This is a genomic window from Bacteroides parvus (assembly GCF_017309675.2).
GTDB classification, from domain to species: Bacteria; Bacteroidota; Bacteroidia; order Bacteroidales; family Bacteroidaceae; genus Bacteroides; species Bacteroides uniformis.
Genome location: NZ_CP084680.1, coordinates 672,227 through 685,362, shown reverse-complemented (window position 1 = coordinate 685,362; position 13,136 = coordinate 672,227). Strand labels below are relative to the sequence as shown.

Genomic DNA, 13,136 nt, shown 5'->3' with positions numbered 1-13,136 from the left:
GATGAAAAGAAGAGGAATCAAGAACCTTATTATTGATTTTGGCGGAGTTCTGATTGATTTGGACCGCCAGCGCTGTTTAGAGAATTTCAGAAAGCTGGGATTGCCGGACGTGGAAGTCATGTTGGACCTCTATCACCAGCAGGATTTCTTCCAGAAATATGAAAAAGGGTTGATTACCAGTGCGGAGTTCCGGGAAGTGATTCGTGGAAAGATAGGGAAACCGGTGACTGATGCCCAGATAGATGACGCCTGGAACAGTTTCCTAGTGAGTATTCCTACTTTTAAATTGGATTTACTGTTGGAACTGCGCAAAAAATATGTGGTCTATCTGCTGAGCAACACCAATGAAATCCATTGGCAATGGTCGTGTCTGCACGCGTTTCGCTACAAGGCTTTCCGTGCGGAGGACTTTTTTGAGCATATCTATCTCTCTTATGAGATGAAGATGGCAAAACCGGATGCCGATATATTTCAGAAAGTACTGGATGAGACCGGTATTCTTCCCAACGAGACTCTTTTCATTGACGATTCTGAGGCCAATTGCCGGACAGCGGAGGCGTTGGGTATTTCTACCTATACGCCAAAGGCCCACGAGGATTGGAGACATGCAGTTGTTTTGTGAAACATCGGACATTGGTTCCCGTCCAAGTGTAGCCACTATCGGTTTCTTTGACGGAGTACATCGGGGACACCGCTACCTGATAGAGCAAGTGTGTGCGGTAGCTGCCGGGCGTGGGCTTGCTTCGTCGGTCGTGACTTTTCCGGTACATCCGCGTAAAGTGATGCAGGCCGATTATCATCCGAAGTTATTGACCACTTGTGATGAGAAAGTTTCCCTGCTTGCCAAGACTGGGGTGGATTATTGCATGATGCTTGATTTTACTCCTGAAATAGCCCGGCTTTCGGCACGGGAATTCATGTCCATACTGAAGGATCGCTATCAGATACAAGCTTTGGTAGTGGGGTACGACCATCGTTTCGGGCATAACCGCAGCGAGGGTTTTGAAGACTATGTGCACTATGGTCGCGAATTGGGTATGGAGGTGCTTCTTGCACGCGCGTATTCTTATAGTAAGGAGACATCGGTAACGGAGGTTACTGTCAGCTCCTCGGCTATTCGCGGTCTGTTGCTGGAGGGAAACGTTTCGGAAGCTGCCGAGTATCTGGGATATGATTTCTTTTTGGACGGTACGGTTGTCGGCGGCTATCAGGTGGGGCGTAAGATAGGTTTTCCTACGGCTAATCTCCGTGTTTCCGATTCTGACAAGCTGATTCCCTGCGATGGTGTGTATGCCGTCCGTGTCTGTGTTGAAGGCAAGGAGTACGGCGGTATGCTAAGCATTGGCTACCGGCCTACGTTGGAGAACGGACCCGATCGCAGTATTGAGGTCCATATATTCCGGTTTGATGCTGATATTTATCAGCAGCCGATGCGTCTTTCCTTTGTGCGCCGCACCCGTCCTGAACTGAAATTCGACAGTATAGAAGAACTTATTGCCCAGCTTCACCGTGACGAGGTGGAGATTAAATCCATTCTTTCTTTATAAACATAAGGCGAGGTCATTTATCCCCTTGCAGTTCTATGTATTTTCCCGTTTGAAGTGTTTGTTTTCTGTATATTTATCGTAAAACGTGTTTTTTTTATTGTTTTTCGATAAATATTTTCTGTTTTTCTTTGTCATATCAAAAAAAGGCCTTTTATTTGCATATCGAAAAACGATAAATGATTATCGAAAAACAAAATAAAGAACTAATAAAACAATAACGGTATGAAAACTTTAGTAATGACAACAATTTTTGTAGTGACAGTAGTGATAAATGCTTTTGGTGGTAATATCCAGGAAAACTTTGCCTATAATGAAGTGATGAACGGAAATCAGGTGGAGTCCCAAATTGTATATAAAGTAGAGAACGGTAAGTTTCTGCAGAACCATTTGAAATACAATTTCACCTATGATGCCCAAGGGCGTACGATACAGAAGGAGGCGTTGAGATGGAACGAGATTGAGCAGGCGTTTGAACGCTTCTATTGCTTGAACTACAATTATACGGAAGCCGGTACGGATGTGGAATATGCCTTGTGGGACAACAAGACGAATGCCTACTCCGATGTGAAGGAAAAAGCTGTTTATCTGCAGGCGGGAGATGACATCAACTACTTGAGTTACAAATGGAGTAAGAAGGACAACGACTGGAATCTGTTGGTGGAACATGCCACTGCGGAGGAAGACGTATTGCTCCTGGCAGTAAAATAAATGAAGAACAATATAGAAATGAGGGAGGGGTTTAGGTTATGAGAAGAGCATTCATGAGTATTACACTATTGGTATTGTCACTTTCTACAGTGATGGTGCTGCTGATGGGACTTGTTGCCACAGCTTGACGGATTGACAGAGAAAATGTGTATCTTTGCGAACTTTTAGACGAATAGAACAATGAAAACGGCAATAAAACTAGTATTGATTTACTTTTTGATGCAGATTGTAGGAGCACTGTTTGCAGGACCTTTCTGTCTGCTGTATACGTATTTCGCTTATGGAACTTTCGACATGGACAAGGCTGGTCAGATTGCTGTGGCGCCTACCATGCTGCTGGGCTTTGTTTTCATGGGACTGTACTTGTGGCGCAAGAACTACCTGACGGGAGACAAGCATCTGTATTCTCCGGTGTCAGTCCTTTATCTGGCATGGAGCCTGCTTGCCGGAATGACTTCCATATGTATAATAGGTCTTCTGATGTCCGAACTTACTTTTTTGCCCAATTTGTTGGACCAGACATTTGATATACTGCAATCCGGTTGGCTGGGTATTCTCTGTATTTCTGTTTTGGGACCCGTACTGGAAGAACTGCTTTTCCGTGGTGCCATTACCAAGGAGCTGCTTCGCAGATATAGCCCGGCAAAGGCTATCTTGTTTTCCGGGTTGATATTTGGTATCTTTCATCTGAATCCGGTTCAGATAATAGGTGCTTGCCTCATCGGTTTCTTGCTTGCCTGGCTTTATTATAAGACACGGAGTCTTATGGCATGTATTCTGATACATATCATGAATAACGGCTTGTCTGTCTATCTGAGCCTGAAACATCCTGAAATGGAGGATGTGACACATCTGCTGAGTAACCCGTATGTACTGGTTTGGGCAGTGGTTTTCATATTGTTGCTTCTACTCTCCTTGAAACAACTGAATAAATATAATATATCTGATACTAATACAACAACAACTGAATTATGAAAAGAAGATTGAACATTCTCTGCCTGGTGGTAATGCTTGTACTGAGTTACTCGGTATTGGAGCAGGGGTACTATATCTTTCTGGGAGCCAAGATGGGGGCGCAGACCGGACTGGAGCTGGGAAAGAAAGGGAGTGACATTGCTGCCTACAAGGAACTGATGAACCTGAAGGTTGTCAACCTGATACCTTCTTCCATGGAGTCGTTTGATTTCTTCAGGGATTCCGTCTACAATGAGAAAAGCAGGAGTTATGTGCCTGCAGCCTACTCTTCGTTGATGGTCAGCGTAGATTCTCATGATTCTGTCGGGAAAGTGGTGGCAAAATATTTGCTGATATATCTGCATTTGGGCTTTTCCCTTTGGGCGGTAGTATTGTTTATCCGCTTGATAATCTCTATCAACAAGTCCGACATCTTCAACTGGCGGAATGTACGTCGGCTGCGTCGATTGGGAATGGCACTGGTTGTCAGCTTCTGCTGTACCTTTGCGTCATCATATCTTGATTTTATAGGTATCGATACCGTATTCTCGCTGCATGGTTACGAGCTGAGCCTCTCAGAATTGGTGAGCACTACCACGCTGGTACTTGGGCTTTGTTCGCTGATTGTAGGTGAAGTGTTTGCCATTGGATTGAAAATGAAGGAAGAGCAGGATTTGACGATTTAATAATAAGAAGAACGGACAGAGATATGAATAAAATCAGAGTATGCGCCTTCCTGGCTTTGGTAGTGTTTATTGGTAGTGTTGTAACGGATATGTTTAGTGGATTTATGGACGGCTGGAATGAGGCGGGCGACCAGAAGGATTTTCATGCCTTACCCTCCGTGTCACTTTTGGTGCGGGCAGATGATACGCTGCCTGCCGATACTTTGATTAGTGCGGCACAGGATACGCCCATGTATTGCAATACAAGTGAGGTATCGGTGCAAGGTTTCCGTAGTACGAAGTGGCGGTGGGTATCGTTCTTGCTGTTTCCTGCGGGACTGTTTGCGCTTTACGGGTTCTATAGTGTGGCGCGGCTGGTGCTTACTGCCACGAAAGGCGAGGTGTTTGTGCACAAGAATGTGCGTCGGATGCGCATCTTTGTCTATGCGCTGATTTCGGTGAGTCTTTTATTCGAGTTGCAGCAATGGGGCATCTATCATGACTTGGCTTCTCAAGTGCGGCTGGAGGGATACGAGGTGTTGCCTTATTCTTTCAAGTATGCTTGGTTCAATTATATGCTGTTGGCATTGTTCACCGAGATATTCGCCATCGGCGTGAAGATAAAGGAAGAGCAGGATTTAACGGTTTAATGTGGGGGGAGGATTATGAAAAAGATAAGTATATTGGGTATCCTGGCTATATTGGTCATTGTTGCAGAGTTTACCTATGCGATGATAGCGGGCTGGGTGGATATGAAGAATAGTTTTCTTGAGGGTTACAATAGTGTAAATGTGCATTCGGGAACTCCACAGCCGGAGTATTCCGGTTTATTTGATAAGGTATATGTGGATGTAAGACCTTTGGAAACGACAGCAGTCGATTCCTTGACGAATCGTTTTGCCGATAAGTCAGTACCTTATCAGGTAAAGAGAATAGGCACTGTGATTGTCCCCACTGTCTGGAGTTCCATAGTGAACTTCTTTGCCATGTTTGCCATCATTCCTTTCTTTGTAGGAATCTATTGTCTGATACGTTTGCTGGTATCCATCTCAAAGCGGGAAGTGTTTACTTCGGATAATGTAGCCCGGTTGCGTTTCTTTACTTATTCGTTTGCTGCATTGTACGGCTTGATGACTTTGCACGATTGGCTGAATCATCTTGAAGCAGTGAAGCAAGTGGCTCTGCTGGGCTATGAAGTGGTTGCATCGCATGATACGGATTTCACATCCCTGGTTATTATAATTCTTTTCACCGAGATATTTGCCGCCGGGGTGAAGATAAAGGAAGAACAGGACTTGACTATTTAAAAGTGAGAGGAGGGATTATGACACTTATGAAACAAAAGGAACCAAAGGAACCAAAGAGACGGATAGCGCTTATTATGAATGTGCTGTTTTATTTCTGTGGACTATGTATTGGTGGCGGCATTGTTCGTAATCTGACATTGTGCTATGAGTTGGGAAAGGATGATACTGCTAATTTTATCTGGCACATATTACCCGAATCAGTAACAATGCTGGTGATGACAATATGTGGCTTGTGTATTTTTCTCATTCTCCGCAATGTGAAGAAAGAGGAAGTGTTTGTTTATCAGAATTCATCTTTGATACAAACCATTGGGGTGCTGATAGCATTGAATGGGCTTTTTCAGGTAACTCTCTCCTGGTTTACTCCCGAAGGAGTACCGACTGATACTTCTTATCGGATATTCGTGTTATTGGGAGTTTTCATCATCTTTATGGGCTATCTTTTTAAGATGGGAGTTCGTATGCGTGAGGAACAAGAGTTGACGATTTAAATAAAAGTGAAGAGCGCGATATGAAGAAAAGTGTGAAATATGGTCTGTATTTCGTTGTCGGACTTGTGGCGGTTTTATTGTTGGCAAGTATTGTCTATTTTCTCCTCTTGTTTCCGGCCTTTGACGGGAAGTGGAAAGTCTATATTGTAATGCCGTGGATGTATCTGTGCATATATGGTTATTACCGGTTGACGAAACGGTACACTGACTGGTGGTGTGAGTGGGAAAAGAATAATTGATAAATAGAACACAATTATATGATTATAGTAAACCTTGACATAATGATGGCCCGAAGAAAGATATCTTTGGGCGAACTGGCGGAGAAGATTGATATTACGCCTGCCAATCTCTCTATTCTCAAAACCGGAAAGGCTAAGGCCATCCGTTTCTCTACACTGGAAGCAATCTGTAAGGAACTTGATTGCCAGCCGGGGGATATACTGGAGTTTAAGGAGGGATAAATAGGGAGAAGAAGGCGCAAGTAGAGGTTGAAATGCTTACCGCCTTAAGAAACTCCGTTTATGTACTACAGTAAACACCTTTACATACTACGGTAAACGCCTTTACATACTATGGTAAACGTCGTTACTTCATAATGTAAAAGCCGTTACATTCTGGAGTAACGGCTTTTACATTATAGGGTAAACATCCGGTAAATATAATCTGCTGATTATTAGCTTATATATTGTCGGTCGTAACCTTTAGATGCCTTTCGCTTTGAAGGCCAGCGCATACATTCGCATCTGCTTTACCATAGACAGCAGTCCGTTGCTACGGGTGGGCGACAAGTGTTCCTTCAGTCCTATTTTATCAATGAAATAGAGGTCGGCGTTCAGTATCTCATCCGGTGTGTGCCCGGAGAGTACTTTGATAAGCAGTGAAATGATTCCTTTCACAATCAGTGCGTCGCTTTCGGCCTGGAAAATAATTTTTCCGTCCACTTCGTCTGCCTGCAGCCATACGCGGCTCTGGCAACCTTCAATCAGGTTTTGTTCCGTCTTGTATTTTTCGTCGAGCGGTTCCTGCTCGTTTCCTAAATCAATAAGAAGTTGGTACCGGTCCATCCAATCGTCGAAATCATTGAATTCGGCAATTACTTCATCTTGTACTTCGTTGATACTTATCATGGGATTTACTATTTTACTATTTACGATTTACTATTTGATGGTCTATTTCTCATTGTAGATGATTTCGAGCAAGGTCTGTCCCACTGCGTTGAGAGTGCCCTTGTCGATGATGTCCATGGTGTCGTCTATCGTGTGCCAGAAGTCACCGAAGCCGGTGTCGCAGTTCGGGTCATAGTTGATGATGTCTACGCAGGGAATCTGCCGCAGGTTGTATACATACATATGGTCGTCTGTCACTTCGGTGCCTTTTTCTTTGGGGAAGAAGTTGCCGAAGCCCAGGCGGTGGGCTGTGTTCCATATCTTGTTCACGTACTTACCGGCGGTTCTTTGAGAGAACTGTTCCTTGTAGAAGGTGGCGTTCTTTCCACCTACCATGTCGAGCAGGATGCCGTAGCGGGCATTATAGCCGTCTACATGGGGTACTCGTCCCCAATATTGCGAGCCCAGGCACCAAGTGTCGTTCTTGTATGTACCTTGATAGAAGTAGGGGATGCCATAGTCTTCAGCGTCAAAGAAGATGATGTCGATGCCGATGGCTGGAGCCTGCTGTTGCAGTTGGCGGGCCACTTCGAGCAATACGCCTACACCGCTGGCTCCATCATTCACACCCAGGATGGGGCTGTGATGCTTCGTCTTGTCGGCATCCTGGTCGGCATAAGGACGACTGTCCCAATGGGCACAGAGCAGTACACGCCTTTTACTTTCCGGATTATAGGCGCCGATAACGTTGCGCGCTTTCAGGATGGTGTTGTCGTAAGCCACCAGGTCGGCATGCTGGTTGTATACCTTGGCGCCGAATTCCTCCAGCTTCTTGGCAAGGAATTCTCCGCAGGCTTTGTGGGCGGCGGTGTTGGGCACGCGCGGACCAAAATCCGCTTGGGTCTGTATGTATTGGTATGCACTGTCTGCACTGAACTGGGGTACTTGGACAGTCGCTTTGGTCGCATCGCCCTCACTGTCATTATCGGCTGCAGACTTGCTGCTGTTGTTGCTGCATGCCACTATCGCTACAATCAGCAACAGCAGCAACGGGATGAATGTATAATTCCGTTTCATTCTCTTTCTGTATTAAAACTTAGTTTCACTTCTTTCTTTCCAACTTCCAATGTTACCGCAGCACCGTTTATCAACGGTACGTTCATGCTGACATGTCCGACGGGAAAATCGAAACATATCGGATAATCGTATTCCTTCACCAAATCGGCCAATGCACCATATAGGTCTTTTCCCAGGGACTTGTTCTCTTCGTATTCGGTGAATTGTCCGATGATGAGGCCGGAAAGCTTGTCGAGGACACCGCCCAGTTTGAGATTGTACATCATGCGTTCCACCGCATGCGGGCGTTCTCCCACATCTTCGATGAAGAGAATGGTGCCTTCGGCGGGAATGTCGTACGGAGTGCCGCGCAGCCCGTAGAACACTGACAAATTGCCACCGCGCAACACGCCTTTTCCCTTTCCTTTATGATTTAGTTTGTGCCCCGGGCAGACATAACTGAATGCTTCCGTTCCTCCCAATGCCTGCCCGAACAGTACATCCTTCAGTGCTTGTGTGCAGAAGTCGTCTTCCGGTTCTACTGTGAGATGGCGCGCCATGGGGGCGTGCAACGACGCGAAGCCATTCTGCTGGAACAGATTATGGAGGGCGGTGATGTCACTGAATCCGATGAGCCATTTGGGATGCTGCCTGAACTTGGTAAAATCCAGTTTGCCTATCAGATGCACGGCTCCGTAACCGCCCCGGCTACAGAATATGACTTTGGCTTCTTCATCGTTCATGGCTTCCTGCAGGTCCTCAAGGCGTTGCCGGATACTTCCTGCATACGTTCCGTTGGAACTTCCCGCATGCTTTGCGAATACGACTTCCAGCCCCCAGGACTTCAAACGTTTGTAGGCGCCTTTCAGGAAAGATTTGTCAATCTTGCTGGAAGGGGAGAGAACAATGACACGGTCACCTTCCTGCAGATACGGAGGGAAAATAAGACTACCCATACTATATTATCAATCTATTTTGGGCAAAAGTACACAATTCACCACAGATATCACAGATTAACACGGATTTTTAACAGAAGAGAGCGAGGAGAGGGGAATGTGTTCTGTGCAAATTCGTGTCATCTGTAGTGAATATATCAAAATGATATTAAACATATAAAATTTCAACGGGATAAATGCTGCATTTCTCGACATTTTTTTAGATATTTGCTAAAAATCTAACGTTATGGAACCAATACGGAACTTTGCCCAGTTAACAGCCCACCTGAAAACCTTGAATAAGAGGAAACGTATTGCGGTAGTCTGTGCCAATGACCCTAATACAGAATATGCCATATCCCGTGCCTTGGAGGAGGGGATTGCGGAATTTCTGATGATTGGCGATTCTGCCATATTGGAAAAATATCCCACCTTGAAGAAATATCCTCAATATGTCAGTACCTTGCATATAGAAGATTCTGATGAGGCTGCACGTGAGGCGGTGCGTATCGTACGCGAGGGTGGAGCAGATATCCTGATGAAAGGCATCATCAATACCGACAATTTGCTACGTGCCATTCTGGACAAGGAGCATGGTTTGTTGCCTAAAGGAAAGATTCTGACCCATCTGGCCGTGATGCAGATACCTACTTACGATAAACTGCTCTTTTTCTCCGATGCTGCGGTCATTCCCCGCCCGACGCTTCAACAGCGCATTGAAATGATTTGGTATGCCATTCATACTTGCCGCCATTTCGGGATAGAGCAGCCACGTATCGCGCTGATTCATTGCACGGAGAAGGTCAGCGCCAAATTCCCCCATTCTTTGGACTATGTGAATATTGTGGAACTGGCGGAAGCCGGAGAGTTCGGCAATGTCATCATCGACGGTCCGCTAGATGTGAAGACCTCTTGTGAGAAGACGAGCGGTAACATCAAAGGCATTGTATCACCGATTGACGGGGAGGCGGATGTGTTGATATTCCCAAACATCGAATCGGGAAATGCTTTTTATAAGGCTGTATCTCTGTTTTCTCATGCCGATATGGCCGGGTTGCTGCAAGGACCCTCATGTCCGGTGGTATTACCGTCGCGTAGCGATTCTGGTTTGTCCAAATATTACAGCATTGCCATGGCTTGCCTGACCAGCGGGGTGAAAGAGTCTTAATTGTAATTAGTAGTTTGTAGTTCGTAATTTGTAAATCGTAATCAATGAAAATACTGGCAGTAAATCCCGGTTCCACCTCGACAAAAATTGCTGTCTATGAGGATGAAACTCCCCGTCTGGTACTCAACATCCGGCATTCGGTGGAGGAACTTTCCCAATTTCCCCGTATCATCGACCAGTTCGAATTCCGCAAGAAGTTGGTACTGGAAGCTTTGGACAACAATGGAATCCCTTTTGAATTTGACGCTATCGTGGGGCGTGGAGGATTATTGAAACCCATTCCGGGTGGTGTTTATGTAGTGAATGACGCCATGTTGGATGATATTGCCCATGCGATGCGCAGCCATGCATGTAACTTGGGATGCCTGATTGCTTCCGAACTGGCAGCTCTGCTTCCCGGTTGCCAGGCTTTTATTGCAGATCCCGGTGTAGTGGATGAGTTAGATGAAATAGCCCGCATTACGGGTTCGCCTTTGATGCCACGTATCACCATTTGGCATGCCCTGAACCAGCGTGCCATCGCCCGGAGATATGCTGCCGAGCACAACACCCGATACGAAAACTTGAACCTGGTTATCTGCCATCTGGGTGGCGGCATTTCTGTGGGGACACACTGCAAGGGGCGTGCCGTCGACGTGAACAATGCACTGGACGGTGAAGGTCCTTTCTCGCCGGAACGTGCCGGGACCTTGCCTGCCGGGCAGCTGATAGATGTTTGCAGCTCCGGTCGTTTTACCAAAGAGGAACTGAAGAAGCGTATTTCCGGTCGTGCCGGTTTGACGGCACATTTGGGTACGACAGATGTTCCTGCCATCGTAAAGCGGATAGAGGAGGGGGACAAGCACGCGGAACTGGTGCTGAATGCAATGATTTATCAGATAGCCAAGTGTGTGGGCGCCGCTGCTGTTGTGCTTTATGGTAAGGTGGACGCCATTCTGCTTACGGGAGGTATGGCACATTCCGAGTACATCACTTCACGATTGCAGGAGCGCGTGTCTTTCCTTGCTCCTGTTCACGTCTATCCCGGAGAAGACGAATTGGAAGCATTGGTACTGAATGCGCTGGGAGCTTTGCGTGGAGAGCTTCCGGTGCAGGTTTATCGGTAATAAGCATATTTTTTGTGCTCTTTAGCGGAACACTTTGTCTCAACGTACAAAATAGTTTGTTTCCATACAGCAAGACACTTTGTTTCTTTCTTTTGAAACAAAGTGTCTTGCTGTATGGAAACAAACCGTTCCGTTATATAGAGACTCGGTTTATTTACCGTAATCGTCGTACATCATCAACAGATGTGAGGAGCTCCAGCTGAAATGGGGAGCTTTCAGGCGTCCGCCGGTATGGGTTCCGTAGTTCTCGTGGATGGGAGCACCCTCTTTCAGCCCGCTTAGGCGGTCGAAGACTTGCAGCGTATATTCATCTGCCAGCTGGTTGTAGCCGTAGTTGCGCAGTCCGCGGATGGCAAAGTAGGTTTGGTCCAGCCAGATGGGGCCACGCCAGTAGCCGCGCGGATTGTATTTGGGATTGTCGGCGGCAATGGTAGGGAAGGGGATATACGTGGAGAACTTTGCCGTATCTTGAAGTATGGGCAGCATGCTGTCCACTTGCGCCTGTGTGGCAATTCGGGTCCACAACGGAGTGTAGGCTTCGCAGCCCGGCTCTTCGATGAATGAACCGTCCTTCAGACGGCGGTCGCAGAAGAAGTTGATGTTCTTGTCAAAGAAATAGTCGGCTACCTGGCTACTGTAGTCCGGTGCGTCGAAAGGTATCTTCAGCAGGCTGGAGAACTTCTTCAGCAGTTTGCATTCCAGTGCCAGATAAGCGTTCAAGTCCACACTCTCCTGATCCATACTCCAGGCATCCTCGTAGCCTTCGTTTTTCAGCATCACGGCGCCGTCAAAACGGATGGCGTTGTCCATACCGCTTTCCCAGGCGGCAGCTTCCAGTGTTCCGTCGGTAGCACCGTATTCGCACATGCCATTGCGGTTGTGGTCGCGTTTTTCGTACCACCATTTATAATAGGAGAGCAGTTGAGGGTACATTTCGGCAACGAAGGCGGTGTCACCCGTATGGGTGAAGATTTCGTCGACAGCCCAGCATACCAAGGGAGGTTTGCTGTCACGGGCATTGTTCTCGGAGGGGTCGGTATAGATACAGTCGATAATCATGCCGTCCGGTTGCTGGTAGTCGAACATGGCGCGGATGTTGTTCTTGGCCAGTTCGGGGTCGAACTTGGCGGTTCCGGCACTGAAGCGCCAACTGTCCCATGCCCAGAAGCCGACGAAATAACCTACGGCATGGCTCGGGATGATGCCTTCGTGAAGCAATCCGCCGCGGTGTGTCCGCCAATTGGAGATGAGCGTGGTGACGGCTTTCACGGCGATGCGGTCGTATTCGGGCTTCATGTCCTTGCGCAGTATCTTGGTGAGGTAACCTTCCCAACGTTCGGCATTGGCTTGCAGGGCGGGGGTGGGATTATTGAGCAAGCCCGGCAGGTTTTGCAGGCCGGCAGTCATCTCTTTTTCGGAAGTGAAGAAAGAGATGGCTACGTTGACGGGGTAGCGCGGAGAGCGGACGAGGGCTGTATAGTTATTGTCAGTCTTGGCCAGCTCTACATTAGGAGTAAAGGTCACGGTTACGGTTTCGCCACTGGGATGACGGGCGATGACGGAGTTCTGTTCTACGCTGACGGTGATGTCTTTGCCCCATTGGCTACCGGAGAACAGCAGGTCTTCAGCCGTGTCGGCTTCGATGCGCAGCAAGGCGGTCGAGGCACTTGTGAAGTTGAGCCGTTGCGTGATGCTCCCGTGGGTGGAATGTGCCGACATATAGAGCTCGCCGGGGTAATAGCAAGTGGAATCCGGAACAAAAATCTCTTGTGTATCTTTGGCAAAGCTTACGACGGCGGCTGACTGTGCCATCCACTGGCGGCGGAACATATCGAGGCTGAAGGGGCCGCAGAAGCCGTTGACCCATTGTTGCCGTTCGGGCAGCGTGAAGCCCATCCACGAGCCGGCGTCGGTGAACCAACCGTAGCAGCGGTGCAGGGTGTCGGGAGTATAGGAGATGTCCAGTATGTCGGCGAAGGTATACCGCTTCTCCGTAGTGCTTTTCATGCCGGGGGTGCAGGATGCGATGCCTGCGGCCAACAATGTGAAGCAGAGTATGCGTATAAATTTGTATTTCATATGAATGAGGTATT

16 protein-coding genes are annotated in these 13,136 nt (G+C 47.3%); 12 read left to right on the top strand and 4 right to left on the bottom strand.

All coding sequences use genetic code 11. The annotated features are described in order from the left end of the window. Nucleotide 1 precedes the first annotated feature (1 nt). From JXR92_RS02720 to JXR92_RS02675, 10 genes are all read left to right on the top strand, one after another. Nucleotides 2-622, top strand: a complete 621-nt coding sequence (locus tag JXR92_RS02720) for an HAD family hydrolase (protein ID WP_005830542.1) — start codon at nt 2-4, stop codon at nt 620-622. Continuing rightward, nucleotides 606-1,547: a bifunctional riboflavin kinase/FAD synthetase gene (locus JXR92_RS02715; RefSeq protein WP_117600186.1), complete on the top strand. Its 942-nt coding sequence runs from the start codon at nt 606-608 to the stop codon at nt 1,545-1,547. The genes JXR92_RS02720 and JXR92_RS02715 overlap by 17 nt, the downstream gene beginning before the upstream one ends. Before the next feature lie 222 nt (nt 1,548-1,769). Further along, nucleotides 1,770-2,255, top strand: coding sequence for a DUF3836 domain-containing protein (locus JXR92_RS02710; RefSeq protein WP_005834518.1), 486 nt, complete (start codon nt 1,770-1,772; stop codon nt 2,253-2,255). A 180-nt stretch (nt 2,256-2,435) separates the two neighbouring features. Then, entirely contained in the window at nt 2,436-3,230 is a 795-nt protein-coding gene (locus JXR92_RS02705; RefSeq protein ID WP_206897504.1) for a CPBP family intramembrane glutamic endopeptidase, read from the top strand. Further along, nucleotides 3,227-3,895, top strand: a complete 669-nt coding sequence (locus JXR92_RS02700; protein ID WP_005830532.1) for a DUF2975 domain-containing protein — start codon at nt 3,227-3,229, stop codon at nt 3,893-3,895. The genes JXR92_RS02705 and JXR92_RS02700 overlap by 4 nt, the downstream gene beginning before the upstream one ends. Nucleotides 3,896-3,918: 23 nt before the next feature. Next, complete coding sequence (locus JXR92_RS02695) at nt 3,919-4,524, top strand: DUF2975 domain-containing protein (protein WP_005830530.1); 606 nt, start codon at nt 3,919-3,921, stop codon at nt 4,522-4,524. Nucleotides 4,525-4,539: 15 nt separating this feature from the next. After that, nucleotides 4,540-5,181 (top strand): DUF2975 domain-containing protein, encoded by a 642-nt coding sequence (locus JXR92_RS02690; protein WP_005830526.1) that lies wholly within the window; start codon nt 4,540-4,542, stop codon nt 5,179-5,181. A 17-nt stretch (nt 5,182-5,198) separates the two neighbouring features. Further along, complete coding sequence (locus JXR92_RS02685) at nt 5,199-5,672, top strand: DUF2975 domain-containing protein (RefSeq protein WP_022402156.1); 474 nt, start codon at nt 5,199-5,201, stop codon at nt 5,670-5,672. Between the two features lie 20 nt (nt 5,673-5,692). Then, entirely contained in the window at nt 5,693-5,911 is a 219-nt protein-coding gene (locus tag JXR92_RS02680; protein WP_005830523.1) for a hypothetical protein, read from the top strand. A gap of 18 nt (nt 5,912-5,929) precedes the next feature. Beyond that, complete coding sequence (locus tag JXR92_RS02675; RefSeq protein WP_005830522.1) at nt 5,930-6,133, top strand: helix-turn-helix domain-containing protein; 204 nt, start codon at nt 5,930-5,932, stop codon at nt 6,131-6,133. Nucleotides 6,134-6,373: 240 nt separating this feature from the next. Here the strand turns inward: JXR92_RS02675 and JXR92_RS02670 are convergent, their stop codons facing one another. From JXR92_RS02670 to JXR92_RS02660, 3 genes are read right to left on the bottom strand one after another with little or no spacing between them, the layout of a single operon-like run. Continuing rightward, on the bottom strand, nt 6,374-6,796 hold the full coding sequence (locus tag JXR92_RS02670) for a SufE family protein (RefSeq protein ID WP_034523308.1): 423 nt from the start codon (nt 6,794-6,796) through the stop codon (nt 6,374-6,376). 45 nt (nt 6,797-6,841) lie between these two features. After that, complete coding sequence (locus JXR92_RS02665) at nt 6,842-7,855, bottom strand: M20 family metallopeptidase (RefSeq protein ID WP_138344672.1); 1,014 nt, start codon at nt 7,853-7,855, stop codon at nt 6,842-6,844. After that, entirely contained in the window at nt 7,852-8,790 is a 939-nt protein-coding gene (locus JXR92_RS02660) for a S66 peptidase family protein (protein ID WP_138344671.1), read from the bottom strand. Before JXR92_RS02660 ends, JXR92_RS02665 begins: the two co-directional genes overlap by 4 nt. 226 nt (nt 8,791-9,016) lie before the next feature. On the opposite strand from JXR92_RS02660, the gene JXR92_RS02655 reads away from it, so the two are divergent. Together JXR92_RS02655 and buk are read left to right on the top strand one after the other, a co-directional pair. Then, nucleotides 9,017-9,937, top strand: a complete 921-nt coding sequence (locus JXR92_RS02655) for a phosphate acyltransferase (RefSeq protein WP_117600190.1) — start codon at nt 9,017-9,019, stop codon at nt 9,935-9,937. Nucleotides 9,938-9,981: 44 nt separating this feature from the next. Beyond that, nucleotides 9,982-11,043: a butyrate kinase gene (gene buk, locus JXR92_RS02650; protein ID WP_117600191.1), complete on the top strand. Its 1,062-nt coding sequence runs from the start codon at nt 9,982-9,984 to the stop codon at nt 11,041-11,043. Nucleotides 11,044-11,193: 150 nt separating this feature from the next. On the opposite strand, the gene JXR92_RS02645 is transcribed toward buk, so the two are convergent. Beyond that, nucleotides 11,194-13,122, bottom strand: coding sequence for an MGH1-like glycoside hydrolase domain-containing protein (locus JXR92_RS02645; RefSeq protein ID WP_138344670.1), 1,929 nt, complete (start codon nt 13,120-13,122; stop codon nt 11,194-11,196). Nucleotides 13,123-13,136: the final 14 nt, after the last annotated feature.